This is a genomic window from Streptomyces olindensis, assembly GCF_040645895.1.
GTDB lineage: Bacteria > Actinomycetota > Actinomycetes > Streptomycetales > Streptomycetaceae > Streptomyces > Streptomyces olindensis.
In genome coordinates this window covers 40,795-58,704 of record NZ_JBEYZD010000043.1, presented here as the reverse complement: position 1 = coordinate 58,704, position 17,910 = coordinate 40,795, and the positions used below count along the sequence as shown (strand labels likewise).

12 protein-coding genes are annotated in these 17,910 nt (G+C 73.1%); 10 read left to right on the top strand and 2 right to left on the bottom strand.

Going from position 1 to position 17,910, the window contains the following annotated elements; all coding sequences use genetic code 11:
* Window positions 1-42 precede the first annotated feature (42 nt).
* Entirely contained in the window at window positions 43-1,635 is a 1,593-nt protein-coding gene (locus tag ABZ948_RS25910; RefSeq protein ID WP_359763330.1) for an alpha/beta hydrolase, read from the bottom strand.
* A 137-nt stretch (window positions 1,636-1,772) separates the two neighbouring features.
* Entirely contained in the window at window positions 1,773-2,813 is a 1,041-nt protein-coding gene (locus ABZ948_RS25905) for an Rv2578c family radical SAM protein (protein ID WP_359763328.1), read from the bottom strand.
* A 170-nt stretch (window positions 2,814-2,983) separates the two neighbouring features.
* Between ABZ948_RS25905 and ABZ948_RS25900 the strand changes: the two genes are divergently transcribed.
* The 10 genes from ABZ948_RS25900 (at window position 2,984) to ABZ948_RS25855 (ending at window position 17,888) form a co-directional block, all read left to right on the top strand.
* Complete coding sequence (locus ABZ948_RS25900) at window positions 2,984-3,427, top strand: SRPBCC family protein (RefSeq protein WP_031118247.1); 444 nt, start codon at window positions 2,984-2,986, stop codon at window positions 3,425-3,427.
* Between the two features lie 156 nt (window positions 3,428-3,583).
* Window positions 3,584-5,974, top strand: coding sequence for an MFS transporter (locus tag ABZ948_RS25895; RefSeq protein WP_359763326.1), 2,391 nt, complete (start codon window positions 3,584-3,586; stop codon window positions 5,972-5,974).
* 145 nt (window positions 5,975-6,119) lie between these two features.
* Window positions 6,120-8,561: an ATP-binding SpoIIE family protein phosphatase gene (locus ABZ948_RS25890; protein ID WP_359763324.1), complete on the top strand. Its 2,442-nt coding sequence runs from the start codon at window positions 6,120-6,122 to the stop codon at window positions 8,559-8,561.
* Between the two features lie 124 nt (window positions 8,562-8,685).
* Window positions 8,686-9,411, top strand: a complete 726-nt coding sequence (locus ABZ948_RS25885) for a class I SAM-dependent methyltransferase (RefSeq protein WP_359763322.1) — start codon at window positions 8,686-8,688, stop codon at window positions 9,409-9,411.
* 308 nt (window positions 9,412-9,719) lie between these two features.
* Window positions 9,720-10,814, top strand: a complete 1,095-nt coding sequence (locus ABZ948_RS25880) for an SGNH/GDSL hydrolase family protein (RefSeq protein ID WP_359763320.1) — start codon at window positions 9,720-9,722, stop codon at window positions 10,812-10,814.
* A gap of 74 nt (window positions 10,815-10,888) precedes the next feature.
* A complete protein-coding gene (locus ABZ948_RS25875; protein WP_359763318.1) occupies window positions 10,889-11,722 on the top strand; it encodes a M55 family metallopeptidase in 834 nt (277 codons plus the stop codon).
* Window positions 11,715-13,028 carry a M20/M25/M40 family metallo-hydrolase gene (locus ABZ948_RS25870; protein WP_359763316.1) on the top strand — a complete coding sequence of 438 codons (1,314 nt, stop codon included), beginning with the start codon at window positions 11,715-11,717 and terminating at the stop codon, window positions 13,026-13,028. Before ABZ948_RS25875 ends, ABZ948_RS25870 begins: the two co-directional genes overlap by 8 nt.
* Before the next feature lie 4 nt (window positions 13,029-13,032).
* Window positions 13,033-14,997 carry a prolyl oligopeptidase family serine peptidase gene (locus ABZ948_RS25865; RefSeq protein ID WP_359763314.1) on the top strand — a complete coding sequence of 655 codons (1,965 nt, stop codon included), beginning with the start codon at window positions 13,033-13,035 and terminating at the stop codon, window positions 14,995-14,997.
* 34 nt (window positions 14,998-15,031) lie between these two features.
* Window positions 15,032-15,964 (top strand): S66 peptidase family protein, encoded by a 933-nt coding sequence (locus ABZ948_RS25860; RefSeq protein ID WP_359763312.1) that lies wholly within the window; start codon window positions 15,032-15,034, stop codon window positions 15,962-15,964.
* Window positions 15,965-16,109: 145 nt separating this feature from the next.
* The gene (locus ABZ948_RS25855) at window positions 16,110-17,888 is read left to right on the top strand and encodes a CocE/NonD family hydrolase (protein WP_359763310.1); all 1,779 of its coding nucleotides are present in this window, start codon (window positions 16,110-16,112) and stop codon (window positions 17,886-17,888) included.
* Window positions 17,889-17,910: the final 22 nt, after the last annotated feature.

Sequence of the window (17,910 nt, the reverse complement as noted above, 5' to 3'; positions counted from 1 at the left end):
GGACGGTCCGTCAACCGCTCAGCCGCTCGACCGCTCAACCTCTCAGCCGCGGAAGCCGAGCAGGCCGTGCAGCGTCGAGCCCTTCGCGGTGGCCGATCCCGTCTTCGCCGAGGCCCCGGCCGACGCCGCCGGCTTCGGGTCCGGCAGCGCCTCGCACACCGCGTCCGCCTCGCCGTACCCGCGCGGCACGGTGCCGTCGGTCAGGTACGCCGCCAGGTGCTCGTCCAGGCAGGCGTTGCCGCTCAGCGTGATGCCGTGGTTGCCGCCGCCCTCCTCGACCACCAGGCTGGAACGGGCCAGCAGGTGGTGCATGGTGACGGCGCCCTGGTACGGAGTGGCCGCGTCGCCGGTCGCCTGGAACAGCAGCACGGGCGGCAGCTTGCCGTTGGCGACGTTCACCGGGCGCAGCGAGTCCACCGGCCAGAACGCGCACGGCGCGTTGTACCAGGCGTTGTTCCAGGTCATGAACGGCGCCTTCGCGTACACCGCCCAGTTGTCCTTGCGCCACTGCCGCCAGTCGCGCGGCCAGCCGGCGTCCCGGCACTGCACCGAGGTGTAGATGCTGTAGCCGTTGTCACCGGAGGCGTCCACCGCGCCGAAGTCCTCGTACGCCTCGACCAGCGGCTCGGGGTCCTTGTCGTTGACGTACGCGGCGAACGCCTCTGCCAGGTCCGGCCAGTAGCCGTTGTAGTAGCCGCCCGGGATGAAGGTGTCCTCCAGTTCCGAGGCGCCCACCGTGCCGCCCGCCGGTTTCTTCGCGAGGGCGGACCGCATCGCGTACCACTTGGCCTCGATCTTCTCCGGGTCGGTGCCCAGCCGGTACGCCGCGTCGTGCTCGGCGACCCAGGCGAGGAAGGCGCGGTGGCGGTCGTCGAAGGCCACGTCCTGGTTGAGGTTGGCCTCGTACCACACGTCCGTGGGGTCGACGACCGAGTCCAGGACCAGCCGCCGGACCCGCTCCGGGAAGAACCTGGCGTAGACCGCGCCGAGGTAGGTGCCGTAGGAGTAGCCGAAGTAGTTGATCTTCTCCGCGCCCAGGGCCCGCCGGACGGCGTCCATGTCGCGCACGGCGCTCGTGGTGTTGACGTACGGCAGCAGGTGCCCGTACTTCTCGCCGCAGGCGGCGGCGAAGGACTTGGCGCGGTCGAGGTTGGCCTTCTCGATCGCGGGTGTGGACGGCAGAGAGTCGGGGCGCACCGGGTCGAAGTGGCCCGGCTCGCAGTCGAGGGCGGGCTCGCTCTTTCCCACGCCGCGCGGGTCGAAGCCGATGACGTCGTACTGGGCCGCGACCTCCTTCGGCAGCGCGGACGCGACGAACCCGGCGAGCGTCAGACCGCTGCCGCCGGGACCGCCCGGGTTGACGAGGAGCGGGCCCTGGTAGGTCTCGGCGGTGTGCGGGACGCGCGACAGGGCGAGGGTGATCTGCTCGCCGTGCGGCCTGCGGTGGTCCAGCGGCACCTTCAGGGACGCGCACTGCAGCGTCGGGTAGCTGTCGGTGGCGCAGTTCTTCCAGGTGAGCTTCGCGGTGTGCGCGGAGTTGGCGGTGCTCGGTGCGCTCGCCTCGGCGGGAACGGCCGTGAAGGTCCCGGCCATGACGACGGCGGCGCCGCACAGCGCGGCTGCGCGTTTTCTCATGGAGTCCTCCCAGGACGGCGGGATGTCGGGCCGCGAGGGTCACCGTCCTCGCCGCATCGTCCCGGAAAGCGGTCCCGGAAGAACTCATTCCGTCAAACTCATGACCCAATTGGATCTTTGGAAGCGCTCGTATGCTCCTAAATGAGCGAGAGTTGGGTCGGCCCGGACACCGGGGGCTCCTCCGCCGGCTCGGGGGGCCGGATCCGCCGCGGCATCCCCGCGCGCGTGGGCCCGATGCCGTACTCCTCGGCCAGTTTGTGCACCTGACGGGTGATCCGGCGCTGGTACCACTTCGGGGCGTAGGAGCCCTCCGCGTACAGCCGCTCGTAGCGGGGCACCAGGTACGGGTGGTGCTGCCCCAGCCAGGTCATGAACCACTCGCGGGCGCCGGGCCGCAGGTGCAGCACCAGGGGCGTGACGGACGTGGCGCCGGAGGCCGCGATCGCCCGTACGGTGGCCCGCAGTTGGTCCGGCCGGTCGCTCAGGAACGGGATCACCGGCGCCATCAGCACCCCGCAGCCGATGCCGTGCTCGCCGAAGGTCCGCACGACCTCCAGGCGCCGCTCGGGCGCGGGCGTGCCCGGCTCGACGGTGCGCCACAGCTCCTGGTCGGTGAAGCCCACCGAGACGGAGATGCCCACGTCGGTCACCTCGGCGGCCTGCCGGATCAGGTCCAGGTCGCGCAGGATGAGCGTGCCCTTGGTCAGGATCGAGAAGGGGTTGGCGTGGTCGCGCAGGGCCGAGATGATGCCCGGCATGAGGCGGTAGCGGCCCTCGGCGCGCTGGTAGCAGTCGACGTTCGTGCCCATCGCGATGTGCTCGCCCTGCCAGCGGCGCGAGCCGAGCTGCCGGCGCAGCAGCTCGGGTGCGTTGATCTTGACGACGATCTGGCTGTCGAAGCCGAGGCCCGTGTCGAGGTCGAGGTAGCTGTGCGTCTTGCGCGCGAAGCAGTACACGCACGCGTGCGTGCAGCCCCGGTAGGGATTGACCGTCCACTGGAACGACATCCGTGAGACCGCCGGCACCCGGTTGATGATCGAACGGGCCCGGATCTCGTGGAACGTGATCCCGGCGAACTCCGGCGTGTCGAAGGTGCGGGTCGTCACCGCGTCCGCGCCGAACAGCGCGGCATCGGCCCGGCTGTGTTCGGAGTCCACTGTGAGGTTCTCCCAGCGCATGACGCCTCCTCGGTAGCACTGCCCACAGAATAGAACACATGTTCCCTTGATCGTGCGGGGGTGTTTTCCGAACGTGTTCGACCGGGTTGGGCGACCCCGATTTGGGGCGCCGGGCGGCGGGGTGGTTGGCTTGCCCCGACCCCCGAGCAACCATGTCCTGGAGGAAAGCGATGGCGCAGGTCGAAGCCACTACGGAGCGGATCGTCGCGGCGGACGCGGAGACGGTGTTCGACGCCCTCGCCGACTACAGCGGCACCCGCGCGAAGCTGCTGCCCGAGCAGTTCAGCGAGTACGAGGTCCGGGAGGGCGGCGACGGCGAGGGCACCCTCGTCCACTGGCGGCTCCAGGCCACCAGCAAGCGCGTGCGCGACTGCCTCCTGGAGGTCAGCGAGCCCACCGACGGCGAGCTGGTCGAGAAGGACCGCAACTCGTCCATGGTCACCACCTGGCGGGTCACCCCGGCCGGGGAGGGCAAGTCCCGCGTCGTCGTGACCACCACCTGGACCGGCGCCGGCGGCATCGGCGGCTTCTTCGAGAAGACGTTCGCGCCCAAGGGTCTCGGCCGGATCTATGACGCGGTGCTCGCCCGGCTCGCCGCCGAGGTCGAGAAGTAGCCGCTCCCAAGGTCCCGACCCCCGGGGGCCGTTGTGCCCCTCACCGGTTCGGGTGATCTCCGTACGGCTCGCTCCCGTGCCGTAACTCGTCGCGCTTGCTCGTAGTTGTCGCTTTTACGCGGTAATTGTGCGGCAGCGCGACGAGGGGAGCGGTAGGTGGGCGGTATCACTCTGGCGCAGGACGAACCGGCGGCAGCACCCCCCGACAGCCCCCCACCACCCCCGACCGAGGCCGCCCGGCTGAGCCCGCGGCGGGTGCGGCTGGTCTTCCTCGCGCTCCTGTCGGCCCTGCTCCTGGCCGCCCTGGAGCAGATGATCGTCGCCACCGCCCTCCCGAAGATCGTCGGTGAGCTGCACGGCCTGGACCGGATGTCCTGGGCGATCACGGCCTACCTGCTCACCGCCACCGTCGGGCTGCCCATCTACGGCAAGCTCGGCGACCTCCTCGGCCGCAAGGGCGTCTTCCAGTTCGCCATCGTCGTCTTCGTCGCCGGCTCCGCGCTCGCGGGCCGGGCGCAGACCATGGACCAGCTGATCGCGTTCCGCGCCCTGCAAGGCGTCGGCGCGGGCGGCCTCATGATCGGGGTGCAGGCGATCATCGCCGACATCGTGCCGCCCCGGCAGCGCGGCCGGTACATGGGCCTGATCGGCGCCGCCTTCGGCCTCGCCTCCGTGGCCGGGCCCCTGCTCGGCGGCTACTTCACGGACCACCTCTCCTGGCGCTGGTGCTTCTACGTCAACGTGCCCTTCGGCCTGCTCACCCTCGCCGTCGTCGCCGTCGCGCTGAAACTCCCGAAACCGGCCGTCAGGGCCCGGCTGGACATCCTCGGCGCGCTGCTGCTGACCGCCGCCTCCACCTGCCTGCTCCTGCTCACGAGTTGGGGCGGCACGGAGTACGCCTGGGACTCGCGCACGATCCTCGGCCTCGGCGCCGGAGCGGCCGCGGCGACCGTCCTCTTCCTCGTCGTCGAGCGCTTCGCCGCCGAACCCCTCATGCCGCTGCGGCTGTTCCGGGACTCCGTCTTCAACATCACCGGCCTGGTCGGCCTGGTGACCGGCGTCGGACTGTTCGGCGCCGCCAGCTACCTGCCGACCTACCTGCAGATGGTCGACGGGGTCTCCGCCACCGAGTCGGGCCTGCTCATGCTGCCGATGATGGCCGGCATCGTCGGCGCCTCGGTCATCGCCGGACAGCTCATCAGCCACACCGGCCGCTACAAGGTCTACCCGATCCTCGGCGGCGCCCTCTCCGTCGTCGGCATGTGGCTGCTGTCCCGCCTGGAGGTGGGCACGCCCCGCCTGCACTACAGCGTCTGGATGGCCGTCCTCGGCGCCGGCATCGGCATGGTGATGCCGGTGCTGATCCTCGCCGTTCAGAACTCCGTGCGCCCCGCCGACCTCGGTACGGCCACCAGCGCCAACAACTACTTCCGGCAGATCGGCGGCAGCGTCGGAGCCGCCGTCTTCGGCGCCCTCCTCGCCGAACGGCTCACCGACGCCCTGGCCGACCGCCTGCCGACGCGTGCCGGGACCCCGCTGCCCGACCCGGAGTCCCTCACCCCGCAGCTGGTGCACTCCCTGCCCCCGGCCCTGCGCGACGGCTACATCCGGGCGTACGCCGACACCATGCCGCGGATCTTCCTCTACCTGGTGCCGGTGCTCGTCCTCGGACTGGTCATCGCCTTCTTCCTCAAGGAGAAACCCCTGGTGTCCCACAACGCCTCCGTCACCGACCCGGACACGGCGCCGGGGAACGCCCCGATCCCGCAGGCGCGCGGCGCGCACACCGCCGGAGTGCCCGTCTGCGGCTCGGTGCAGCACCACGACGGGACCGTCGTGCCCCGCGCGGCGCTCACGCTCATCGACGTCACCGGCCGGCAGACCGGGCGCGGCGCGAGCGGCGAGGACGGACGCTACGCGCTGGCCACCCCGGGCCCGGGCTCGTACGTGCTGATCGCCGCCGCGGGCGGCCACCAGCCGCAGGCGGTCTCCGTCACCGTCGGCGAACGCCCCGTCGAACTCGACATCGTCCTCGGCGGCGCCGGGAACCTCGTCGGCAGCGTGGTCACCGCCGACGGCACACCCGTGCGGGACGCCACCGTCACCCTCACCAACGCGCACGGCGAAGTCGTCGCCACCACCCGCAGCGGCCGCGAGGGCGGCTACGTCATCACCGAGCTGGTGGCCGGCGAGTACACCCTCGCCGCCAGCGCGCCCGCCTTCCGCCCGGCCGCGCTCCCCGTCACCGTCCAGGCCGCCCGCGAGACCCGCCGGGACATCGAGCTGGCCGGGGGCGCCGTGCTGCGCGGCACCGTCCGGGCGGGCGGCGGACGGCCCGTGGAGGACGCCCGGGTGACCCTGCTGGACGTGGCGGGCAACGTCGTCGAAACCCTCACCACCGGCCCCGACGGCACGTTCCGCTTCGTCGACCTGTCCACCGGCGAGTACACCGTCATCGCCGCCGGCTACCCGCCCGTCGCCACCGTCCTCCAGGTGGCCGGAGGCGGACGCACCGAGCGGGACCTCCAGCTGGGGCACGAGGACTGAACCGCACCGGCGCGCGGGGTCGCACGCCGGTGCGAACCCCGCGCGAGCAATTTCCCGCATTGCCTCACCTCACGACCGGCGGGCGCCGTACGGTGGTGACGCCGGCACAGATCTTGCGGATCCGTGGGGAGAGAGGGCCTGGGCCATGGACCGTGGCACCGAGACGGACACCACCCCCAGCCCCGGGGCTGGACAGGGCACGGTGACGGAACCCACCGAGCCCGGCCGGGTCCCCCTGGCCGTGGTCGTCGTCGACCGCGAGGGCCTCGTCTCCCACTGGAGCCGGGGCGCACGACGGCTGTTCGGCGTCCCCAAGGAAGAGGCGATCGGCCGCGCGGCCCTCGACCTGCTCCCCGTCTCCGGCGCCCTGCCCGGAGAGCCCGACACCGCCCCGTACGCCGCCGACGACGGCCTCGGACCCGACCTCGAAGCCTCCCTCGACCAGGGGCTCTCCTACCCGGCCGCGGGCCGCGCCCGGCTCACCGCACCCGGTAGCGAGCGGGTCGACGTCCTGTGGTGGGCCTACCCCCTGGTCGGCCCCGGACCCGAACGGCTGCTCGTGCTGGCCGCCGACGCGGCCGGGCTGCGCGCGGGAGACGGGGAGTTCGAGCGGATCGCGCCCGGCTTCGCCCTGCACACCGACTTCCCCGGCGCGGAGGACCTCGCACGCCGGCTCCCCGAGATCCTGCCCAGCATGAGCGTCGGCGAGAGCGCCCGCATCGTCGCGCAGGTCCTCGAACTCGGCTACCCGGTACTGGAGTTCAGCCAGAACGACCGGGTGCCCGTGACGCCCGACTGGGGCGTGGCCCGGCGCGCCGAGCGCAGGGCGCGCCGCGAGCGGGCCGCGCGGGCCCTGGCCGCCGGGGAACCCGTCCCCGAGGAACTGCGCGACGAGGGCGAGGACCTGGAGTACGCCGCCGTCCGCGAGCGCCTGGAGTTCCTCAACGAGGTCAGCGGCCGCATCGGCACCTCCCTCGACCTGTCCCGCACGATCATCGAGGTCAGCAGGGCCGTCGTGCCCCGCTTCACCGATGTCGCCGGCACCTACCTGCGCGAACAGGTCGTCGCCGGCGAGGGCTTCCCCGAGGGCGTGCCCGACACCACGACCATGTGGCACCGGGTCGCCGTCGAGCACACCGACGAACCAGGCCGCTGGGACGACGTCGTCCCCGTCGGCGAGGCCATGCCGTTCCCGGCGCACACGCCGTTCTTCCAGTGCATGACCAGCGGCGAGCCCGTCCTCGTGCCGCGCATCAGCGAGGAGATGGGGCACGCCATCGCCGCGCAGTTCGACAAGCGGGACATCCGGCCGCTCATCACGGGCCGCTCCATGCTGGTCGTGCCGCTGAAGGCGCGCAACGTCGTCCTCGGCTTCATGATCCTGCTGCGGCACCCCGAGCGGCCCGTCTTCAACGACATGGACCGCGTCACCGGCGCCGAACTCGCCGCCCGTGCGGGCCTCGTCCTCGACAACGCGCGCATGTACACGTTCCAGGAGAACGTCGCCGAGACGCTCCAGGACAGCATGCTGCCGCACATCCCGCCCCGCATGGCGGGCTGCGACATCGCCACCCGCTACCTGCCCGGCACCCTGCTCGGGCGGGTCGGCGGAGACTGGTTCGACGCGGTGAAGCTGCACGGCGGGCGCACGGCACTCGTCGTCGGCGACGTCATGGGCCACGGCCTGAACTCGGCCGCCATGATGGGCCAGTTGCGCACGGCCGTGCAGACCATGGCCGGGCTCGACCTGCCGCCCGCCCAGCTGCTGCGCAACCTCGACGACCTCGCCCAGCGCCTCGGCGACACCTACCTCGCGACCTGCCTCTACGCCGTCTACGACCCGATCGCGGGCGAACTCCACCTCGCCAACGCCGGGCACATCCCGCCCGTCCTGGTCCGCGCCGACGACGGCCGCAGCGAACTGCTCGACCTGCCCACGGGCGCGCCCATCGGGGTCGGGGGAGTGCCCTTCGAGGCGGTGCGCGTCCCGGTGGCGCCCGGTGACCGGCTGGTGATGTGCACCGACGGGCTGGTGGAGGTGCGCGGCGAGGACATCGGCGTGGGTCTCGCGACGCTCTGCGAGTCGGCCGCACACCCGGCCGCGTCCATGGACGCGGCCTGCGACACGATCATCCGCGCCCTCAACACGCGCGGCGGCCGCAAGGACGACGTGGCCCTGCTGATGGCCCGCCTGAACGGCATCGCACCGGACGACGTGGCCGAATGGCGGCTGGCCCTCGACCCGGCCGAGGTGGGCCGGGCCCGCGCGGCGGTCCGCGAGCAACTGCACGACTGGGGCCTGGCGAAGCTGGTCGCGTCCGCCGAGCTGATGGTTGGCGAGCTCGTCACCAACGCCGTGCGGCACTCCCACGCCCGCCCCGTCGAGGTGCGCCTGGTCCGCGGCGACACCCTGCTGTGCGAGGTGGAGGACGACGACCACGAACTGCCGACGCTGCTCAGCGCGGGCCCGCTCGACGACGCCGGACGCGGCCTGCGCGTGGTCAGCACGCTGGCCCGCGAGTGGGGGACCAGCCGGACGAAGGCCGGCAAGACGGTGTGGTTCGAGCTGACCCTGCCGCGCCGCTGAGCACCACCGTGTCGAACGCGGGGTGAAGGAACGGGCCGCGTCCTTGTGGCCGCGACCCGAGCGCGGTACACCGTACTCGCCCGTCACTCATGGCGGGAATCGTTCGCACCCTGGGGAGTCGGACATGAGCGTGACGAGTCGGTACCGGGAGTCCTGGGAGGGGTTCTGGCGTGAGGCGTCCGACGAACCGGGGGCGGTGTTCTGGGACGCGGAGCCGGCCCTGACCGTCGGGCCGCATCTCGCCCTGTTCGAACCGCACCTGGCCGATCCCGCGCTGCCGCTGGTGGACCTCGGCTGCGGCAACGGCACCCAGACCCGTCACCTCGCCGACCGCTTCCCGCGGGTCCTGGGCGCCGACCTGTCCGCCGCGGCCCTCGACCACGCCCGGCGTGCCGACCCGGCGGGCCAGGCGACGTACCGGCAGCTGGACGCCGTCGAGAAGAGCGAGACCCAGGCCCTGCACGCGGAGCTCGGCGACACCAACGTCTATCTGCGGGGCGTCCTGCACCAGTGCGAGCCGGACGACCGGCAGGCGCTCGTGGACGGCATCGCCACCCTGGTCGGGGACCGCGGCCGCGCCTTCCTCGTGGAGCTCTCGGGGGCCGCCAAGCCGGTGCTGATGGGCCTGGCGAGCGGCCCCTCCGGTCCGCCGGCCAAGCTCGCGCCCGTGTTCCGGCACGGCATCGCGCCCGGCGAGGTCTCGGACGACGCCGTGCCCGAGTATGTGCGCGCGGCGGGGCTCACCGTCCTCGCGAGCGGCGAACTCCCCCTGAGCACCACGGAGTACCGCCCCGACGGCACCCGCATCGAGCTGCCCTCCCGGTGGCTGGTGGCGGGGCGCACGGGCTGACGCGGCCGGTCAGCGGTCCGGGCCGCCGCCCAGCCGGTCGGCCAGACAGGCCAGGTACAGGGCCCTGGCCGTCCGGTGCTCGCGCAGCGGACGGCCGTCAGGTCGAGCAGGCGCGTGCGGGCGGACCGGCCGACCGCCGCGAGGAGTTGGTGGGCTCTCAGGTCGCCGATGGCGGCGGCCCGAGACGCTGCTGCCCTTCCGCTTCGACCGGCTCCGGAACTGACCCTGGTGACCATGGTTTTTGTCGGTGTACGGTCACTGATGCGCCGTCCTGTCCGTGCATCCGCCTCGCCGTCCGGAGGACCGTCATGCCGTTGCCCTGGGTCCGGACGCTGGTCGCGTCGGCGGCGTCGATGCTGCTGCTCGGCACCGCGTCCGTCGCCACCGCCGCGCCGGACCGGGACGGAGTGCGGGCGAGCGTGCACACCGCCGGGCGGGTGCAGGACGCCGGGGACGTCCTGCGGTACAGCTGGCCCGGCGTGTACTTCGAGGGCCGGGTCAGGGGGACCGGCGTCGGAATCGTGCTCGACGACCCGGCCGCCGACTACGACGTCCAGGTCGACGGGACCACCGTCGCGACCCTCGTCACGCCGGGCAAGACCACCCACTGGGTCACCGGTCTGCGCGACGGCGTGCACACCGTGCGGCTCGTCAAGCGCAACGACACGCCCTGGTCCACCAGCGCGTTCGGCGGGTTCGTCGCCGCGCCCGGCGGCGCCGTGCTGAGCAGGCCGGCCGCGCGCGGCCGCCAGATCGAGTTCGTCGGCGACTCCCTCACCGCGGGCTACGGCAACCTCTCGGACTCCCGCGACTGCGACGGCGAGCAGCTCAGGCGCACCACCAACGCGGACGTCAGCTACGGTGCCCTCACCGCCCGGCGGCTGAAGGCCGACTACCAGCTCAACGCCTACTCGGGCCTGGGCATGGTGCGCAACTACGGCGGAGGCTCCCCGGAGGTGAACTACCGCACCTTCTACGACCGCGCGCTGCTGAACGTGCCGGGCGACGTCTGGCAGAACCCGGGCACCTGGCGACCGCAGCTCGTCGTGGTGTACCTCGGCACGAACGACTTCTCGACACCGGTCGGTCCGGGCGAGCCGTGGACGGACGAGAGCCTCGCCGCCGCCTACCGCAGCGCCTACGGCGCCTTCCTGGAGAAGCTGCGGACGCGCTACGGCCCGCGCACCACCCTCCTGGCCGTCGGCACCGGCCCGTTCGCGGGACACGTCGAGCAGGTCGTCCGGGAGCGCACCGCCGCCGGCGACCGCCGGGTCCGCCACTGGCCCCTCGACACCACCGGCCTGGACCACACCGGCTGCCACTGGCACTACTCGGCCCACGACCACCGGCTCCTCGCCGACCGCCTCACCGCGTTCATCACCGACCTGCCGATACGGTGGTGACCACCTCGTAGCCGGTTCCGCCCGCAGCGCGTAACGTGACGAACCATGAAGATCTGCACCCGGGACGGTTCGTCATGAGAATCCTCGTCAGCGCCGACATGGAGGGCGCCACCGGCGTCACCTGGCCGGACGACGTGATGCCCGGCGCGTCCCAGTGGGAGCGCTGCCGCGCGCTGTTCACCTCCGACGTCAACGCCGCCGTGCTCGGCTTCCACGACGGCGGCGCCGACGAGGTGCTCATCAACGAGGCGCACGCGACCATGCGCAATCTGCTGCTGGAGCAGCTGGACGAACGGGCCCGGTTGCTCACCGGGCGGCACAAGGCGCTGTCCATGGTGGAGGGGGTGCAGTACGGCGACGTCGACGGCGTTGCGTTCGTCGGCTACCACGCGGGCGCCGGCATGGAGGGCGTCCTCGCGCACACCTACCTCGCCAACTCCATCACCGGGGTGTGGCTGAACGACGTACGGGCCAGCGAGGGGCTGCTCAACGCGCACGTCGCCGCCGAGTTCGGGGTGCCGGTCGTGCTGGTCACCGGCGACGACGTGGCCTGCGAGGACGCGCTCGGCTACGCGCCCGGGGCGCTGAAGGTCGCCGTCAAGGACCACGTCTCCCGGTACGCGGCCGTGTGCCGCACACCCGCCCGGACGGCCGCCGACATCCGGGCCGCCGCCAAGGAGGCCGCGGCCCTGGCGGTGCGTCACGAGCCCGTGCGGGGCGGCCCGTTCACCGTCGCCGTCGAGTTCGACGCGGAGCACCTGGCGATGGCCGCCACCCTCGTGCCGGGTGTGGACCGGATCGCGGAGCGGAAGGTGGCCTGCACGAGCGAGACCATGTACGAGGGCATCCGCGCCTTCAAGGCGGTCACCACGATCGTCTCGGCCGCGGTGGAGGAGCAGTATGGCTGAGCGGGTGGACGAGCGGGCGCTGGACGAGGTCGTGACGTTCACGTCCGACCTGATCCGGATCGACACCGCCAACCGGGGTGGCGGCGACTGCCGGGAGCGGCCCGCCGCCGAGTACGCCGCCGCGCGGCTCGCCGAGGCCGGGATCGAGCCGACGCTCCTGGAACGCACCCCGGGCCGCACCAACGTCGTCGCCCGCGTCGAGGGCACCGACCCCTCGGCGGACGCGCTGCTGCTCCACGGCCACCTCGACGTCGTGCCCGCCGAGGCCGCCGACTGGAGCGTGCACCCGTTCTCCGGGGAGGTCCGCGACGGGATCGTCTGGGGGCGCGGCGCCGTCGACATGAAGGACATGGACGCGATGATCCTGGCCGTGGTGCGCTCCTGGGCCCGCAAGGGCGTGCGACCCCGGCGGGACGTCGTCATCGCGTTCACCGCGGACGAGGAGGCCAGCGCCGAGGACGGCTCGGGATTCCTCGCCGACGAGCACCCCGGACTGTTCGAGGGCTGCACCGAGGGCGTCAGCGAGTCCGGCGGCTTCACCTTCCACGACGGGGCCGGGCGGCAGATCTACCCGATCGCGGCCGGCGAACGTGGCACCGCCTGGCTGAAGCTCACCGCGCGGGGACGCGCCGGGCACGGCTCCAAGGTGAACCCGGACAACGCCGTGACCCGCCTCGCGCAGGCGATCGCGCGGATCGGGGCACACGAGTGGCCGCTGCGGCTGACCCCGACCGTACGCGCCGCCCTCACCGAACTCGCGGCCCTCTACGGCATCGAGACCGACCTGACCGACGTGGACGCGCTGCTGGACAAACTCGGCCCGGCCGCGCACCTCGTCGAGGCGACCCTCCGCAACAGCGCCAACCCGACCATGCTGAACGCCGGTTACAAGATCAACGTCATTCCCGGGGAGGCCGTGGCGTACGTCGACGGCCGGTATCTGCCCGGCGCCGAGGACGAGTTCCGCGGCACCCTCGACCGGCTCACCGGGCCGGACGTGGAGTGGGAGTTCCACCACCGCGAGGTGGCCCTGCAGGCGCCGGTGGACTCACCGACGTTCGCCCGGATGCGGGCCGCCGTCGAGGAGTTCGCGCCGGAGGGCCACGTCGTGCCGTACTGCATGTCCGGCGGCACGGACGCCAAGCAGTTCTCCCGCCTCGGCATCACCGGCTACGGCTTCACACCCCTGAAGCTGCCGGAGGGCTTCGACTACGGCGCCCTGTACCACGGGGTCGACGAGCGGGTCCCCGTCGAGGCGCTGCACTTCGGGGTGCAGGTGCTCGACCGGTTCCTGCGGACCGCCTGAACGAGTGGGGGAGACGGTGCGGACGCTGGCGTACGGGGCGTGGCCCTCGCCCATCGACGCGGCCCTGGCCGCCGCGCACGACGGGCACCCGGAGTACGTGGGCTTCGTCGGCGACGAGGTGTGGTGGACCGAGCCGCGCCCCGCCGAGGGCGGCCGGCGCACCCTGGTGCGGCGGCACACCGACGGCCGGGAGGAGACGGTGCTGCCCGCGCCGTGGAACGTGCGCAGCCGGGTCATCGAGTACGGCGGACACCCGTGGGCCGCCCTGCCCGGCGAGGACGGGCCGCTGCTGGTCTTCGTGAACTTCGCCGACCAGCGGCTCTACCGCTGCGAGCCGGGCGGCGAGCCGCGCCCGCTCACGCCCGTGTCCCCGGTGGGCGCCGGCCTGCGCTGGGCCGAGCCGCTGCTCCGGCCGGAGCGGGGCGAGGTGTGGTGCGTGCTGGAGGAGTTCACCGGCGACGGGCCCGCCGACGTGCGCCGCGTCCCGGCCGCCGTACCGCTGGACGGATCCGCCGCCCAGGACCGCGGCGCCGTGCGCGAACTCACCGACGAGAGGCACCGGTTCGTGACCGGGCCGAGGCTCTCGCCCGACGGGCGGCAGGCGGCCTGGCTCGCCTGGGACCATCCGCGCATGCCGTGGGACGGCACCGAACTGGTCCTCGCCGACGTCGGCCCCGACGGCACCCTGCACGACCCCCGGACCGTCGCCGGCGGCCCCGGGGAGTCCATCCCGCAGGCCGACTGGACCCACGACGGCCGCCTGCTGCACGCGAGCGACCGCACCGGCTGGTGGAACCTCTACCTCGACGGGGAGCCGCTGTGCCCCCGCGAGGAGGAGTTCGGCGACGCGCTGTGGAAACTCGGGTCGAGATGGTTCGCACCGCTGGAGAGCGGGCTGATCGCGGTCGTGCACGGCCGCGGCGCCACCGCCCTCGGCATCCTGGACCCCGAGACGGGCGAGGTCGTCGACGCCGCCGGGCCCTGGACCGAGTTCGCCCCCACCCTCGCGGCGCACGGCGAGCGGGTCGTCGCCGTCGGGGCCAGCCCGCGCAGCGCCCACGAGGTCGTGGAACTGGACACGCGCACCGGCCACGCCCGCGTCATCGGCGCCGAGCACGACGACGCCGTGGACCCCGCGTACTACCCCGAGCCGCAGATCCGCACCTTCACCGGCCCGGACGGACGCGACATCCACGCCCACATCTACCCGCCGCACCATCCCGCCTGCGTCGCGCCCGGCGAGGAGCTGCCGCCGTACGTCATCTGGGCGCACGGCGGCCCCACCGGCCGCGCGGGGCTCGTGCTGGACCTGGAGATCGCCTACTTCACCTCGCGCGGCATCGGCGTCGCCGAGGTCGACTACGGCGGCTCCACGGGGTACGGCCGCGCCTACCGCGAGCGGCTGCGCGAGCAGTGGGGCGTGGTGGACGTGGAGGACTGCGCCGCCGTCGCCCTGGCCCTCGCCGACGAGGGCACCGCCGACCGCCGCCGGCTCGCAGTCCGCGGCGGCAGCGCGGGCGGCTGGACCGCGGCGGCCTCGCTCACCACGACCGACGTCTACGCCTGCGGCACCATCAAGTACCCGATCCTGGACCTCACCGGCTGGGGCACGGGGGAGACCCACGACTTCGAGTCCCAGTACCTGGAGTCCCTGATCGGGCCGCTCGCCGAGGTGCCCGCGCGGTACGCGGAGCGCTCGCCCGCCACCCACGCCGACCGCCTCCGCGTGCCGTTCCTGCTGCTCCAGGGGCTGGACGACGTGATCTGCCCGCCCGTCCAGTGCGAGCGCTTCCTGGCCCGCCTCGAAGGGCGGCAGGTGCCGCACGCCTACCTCGCCTTCGAGGGAGAGGGCCACGGATTCCGCAGGGCGGAGACCATGGTGCGCGCCCTGGAGGCCGAACTCTCCCTGTACGCCCAGGTGTTCCGCCTGAACCCGCTCGGCATCCCCACCCTGGAGCTCACCAAGTGAACCCGCTCGGAACACCCACCCTGGAGCACAGCCAATGAACCCGCTCGTCCGGCCGCCCCGGCTCGCCCCCGGCGCCCGCGTGGCCGTCGTCGCCCCCAGCGGGCCCGTGCCCGAGGAGCGGCTGCAGGCCGGGCTCGACATCCTGCGCGGCTGGGACCTCGACCCCGTGCCCGCGCCGCATGTGCTCGGCCGGCACGGCACGTTGGACTACCTGGCCGGCACGGACGCGGAGCGGGCCGCCGACCTGCAGGACGCCTGGTGCGACCCGTCCGTCGCCGCGGTGCTGTGCGCCCGGGGCGGGTACGGGGCGCAGCGCACGGTCGACCTGCTCGACTGGGCGGCGATGCGGGCGGCGGGGCCGAAGGTGTTCGCCGGGTTCAGCGACATCACCGTCCTGCACCAGGCGTTCGCCACCCGCCTCGGCCTGGTCACCCTGTACGGGCCCGCGGCCGCCGGTGTCGACTTCCTCAAGAACGCCCGCGCCCAGGAGCACCTGCGGGCCACCCTCTTCGAGCCGGAGTCCGTGCGGACCATCGCCGCGGCGCCCCCGGGCGGTGCCGCACTGGTGCCCGGCCGGGCCCGGGGCGTCACCCTGGGCGGCTGCCTGAGCCTGCTCGCCGGCGACCTCGGCACCCCGCACGCGCACGCCGGTGCCCGCGGCGGGCTGCTGCTGATGGAGGACGTCGGCGAGAGCCCGTACCGACTGGACCGCTACCTGACCCAACTCCTGCGCGGCGGCTGGCTGGACGGGGTGGCCGGCATCGCGCTCGGGTCGTGGGCGAGGTGCGGTCCGTACGAGGAGGTGCGCGCGGTCCTCACCGACCGGCTCGGCGGGCTCGGTGTCCCGGTCGTGGAGGAGTTCGGGTTCGGGCACGGCGAGGGCGCGCTGACGATGCCCCTCGGGGTCGGGGCCGAACTGGACGCGGACACGGGCACGTTGACGCTCGACGAACCGGCCCTGAGCTGACCGGCCGCTACTGAAATCCTGTCAAGAAACCCTCGTTTCGGTGATTGACGCCCCCTGACACGTGTCACACCATGACTACCGGCCAGTACATACCGACCGGTATCCGGGTCGTCCGGGTGTCGCCGTCCCCACCGTGGAGGTCCGTGTGTCCCGACGCGTGCCCAGATCCCGCGCACTCGCTCTCGCTCTGGGCGCCGTCCTGGCCGCCCCGCTCGCCCTCACCCCGCCCGCGACCGCCGCCGCCTCCTACTCCGTCACCCCGCTGAAGTTCACCGTCCAGGCCGGCGGGCGGGCCTGCACGGTCGACGCCGACCTCTACCGCCCCACCGGCGTGGACCGCGACCACCCGGCGCCCGCCGTGCTCGGCACGAACGGCTTCGGCGGCAGCAAGTCGGACGGCTCGACGGACACCATCGGCAAGGCCTTCGCCGAGCGCGGCTACGTCTCCCTCGTCTACTCCGGACTCGGATTCGGCCGCAGCGGCTGCCTCATCTCCCTCGACGACCCGGACATCGACGGCGCCGCCGCCGCGCAGCTGGTGGACTTCCTGGGCGGCAAACGCGCCGCCGACGACGGCACCACCGCCGACTTCGTCACCCTCGACGCCCCCGGCGACCCCCGCGTCGGCATGATCGGCGGCTCCTACGGCGGCGCCGTCCAGCTGGCGACGGCCGCCGTCGACCACCGCCTCGACGCGCTCGTCCCGATGATCACCTGGAACGACCTGGCCCACTCGCTCGCCCCCAACGACGCCGTCGGCAGCGCCGGCGTGCCCGGCGTCTTCAAATGGCAGTGGACCAACGGCTTCTACCTCATCGGCGAGGGCCAGCCGCTGCTCCAGCCCAGCCTCGACCCGTCCCGGATCAACTCCCTGACCTGCCTGCACTTCGTCACCCAGGCCTGCCGGACCGTCCACACCCTCAACTCCGGGAAGTTCCCCGCCGACCGGACCGCCGAGCTGCTCGCCTTCGCGCACCGCGTCTCCCCGGCGTCCTACCTGCACCGCGTCAAGACGCCCACCCTGCTGGTCCAGGGGCAGGCCGACACCCTCTTCAACCTCAACGAGGCGACGGCGACCTACCGGACACTGGCCAGCCGGGGCACCCCCGTGAAGATGATCTGGCAGTCCTGGGGCCACAGCGGCGGCCTCACCGGCCCGGCCGCCGGCGAACTCGACCTGTCCAAGGGCAACCTGGAGACCAGCTACGTCGGCCGGCGCGTCCTCGCCTGGTTCGACCACCACCTGCGCAAACGGGCCGACGTCGACACCGGCCCCGCCTTCGCCTACCACCGCGACTGGATCACCGACCCCGAGCGCGCCTACGCCACCGCCGACCGCCTCCCCGCCCTCGGCCGCACGCTGTACCTCTCCGGCGACGGCAGGCTCGTCGACGACCGCGACAAGGTGGTGCGCGGCAGCCGCGGTTACGCCAACTGGCCGATCCCCACGAGCCACTCGGAGAACTCGCTGGCCGGCCTCCTCGGCGTGCCGGACTCACCGCCGCGCGACACCAAGGGCACCTACCTCGACTGGACCAGCGCGCCGCTGGAACGGCCCCTCGACGTCGTGGGCGCGCCCCGGGCCACGCTCAAGGTCGTCTCCCCGAAGGCCGAACGCACCCAGCACTCCGGCGACGCCGCCGACAAGCTCGTCCTCTTCGCCAAGCTCTACGACGTCGCCCCCGACGGCACCCGCACCCTGGTGCGCCGCCTGGTCGCGCCGGTCCGCGTCCCCGACGTGACCAAGAGCTTCACCGTCACCCTGCCCGGCATCGTGCACCGGTACGAGACGGGGCACCGGCTGCGCTTCGTGATCGCGGCGAGCGACGACGCCTACTTCGGCAACCGGGGGATCAAGCCGGTGACCGTGGCCGGCGGACCGCGGGAGACCGGCGTGCTCCGGCTGCCGGTCGCCGGTTCCTGAAGAGATCCAGCCGCGCGGTTAC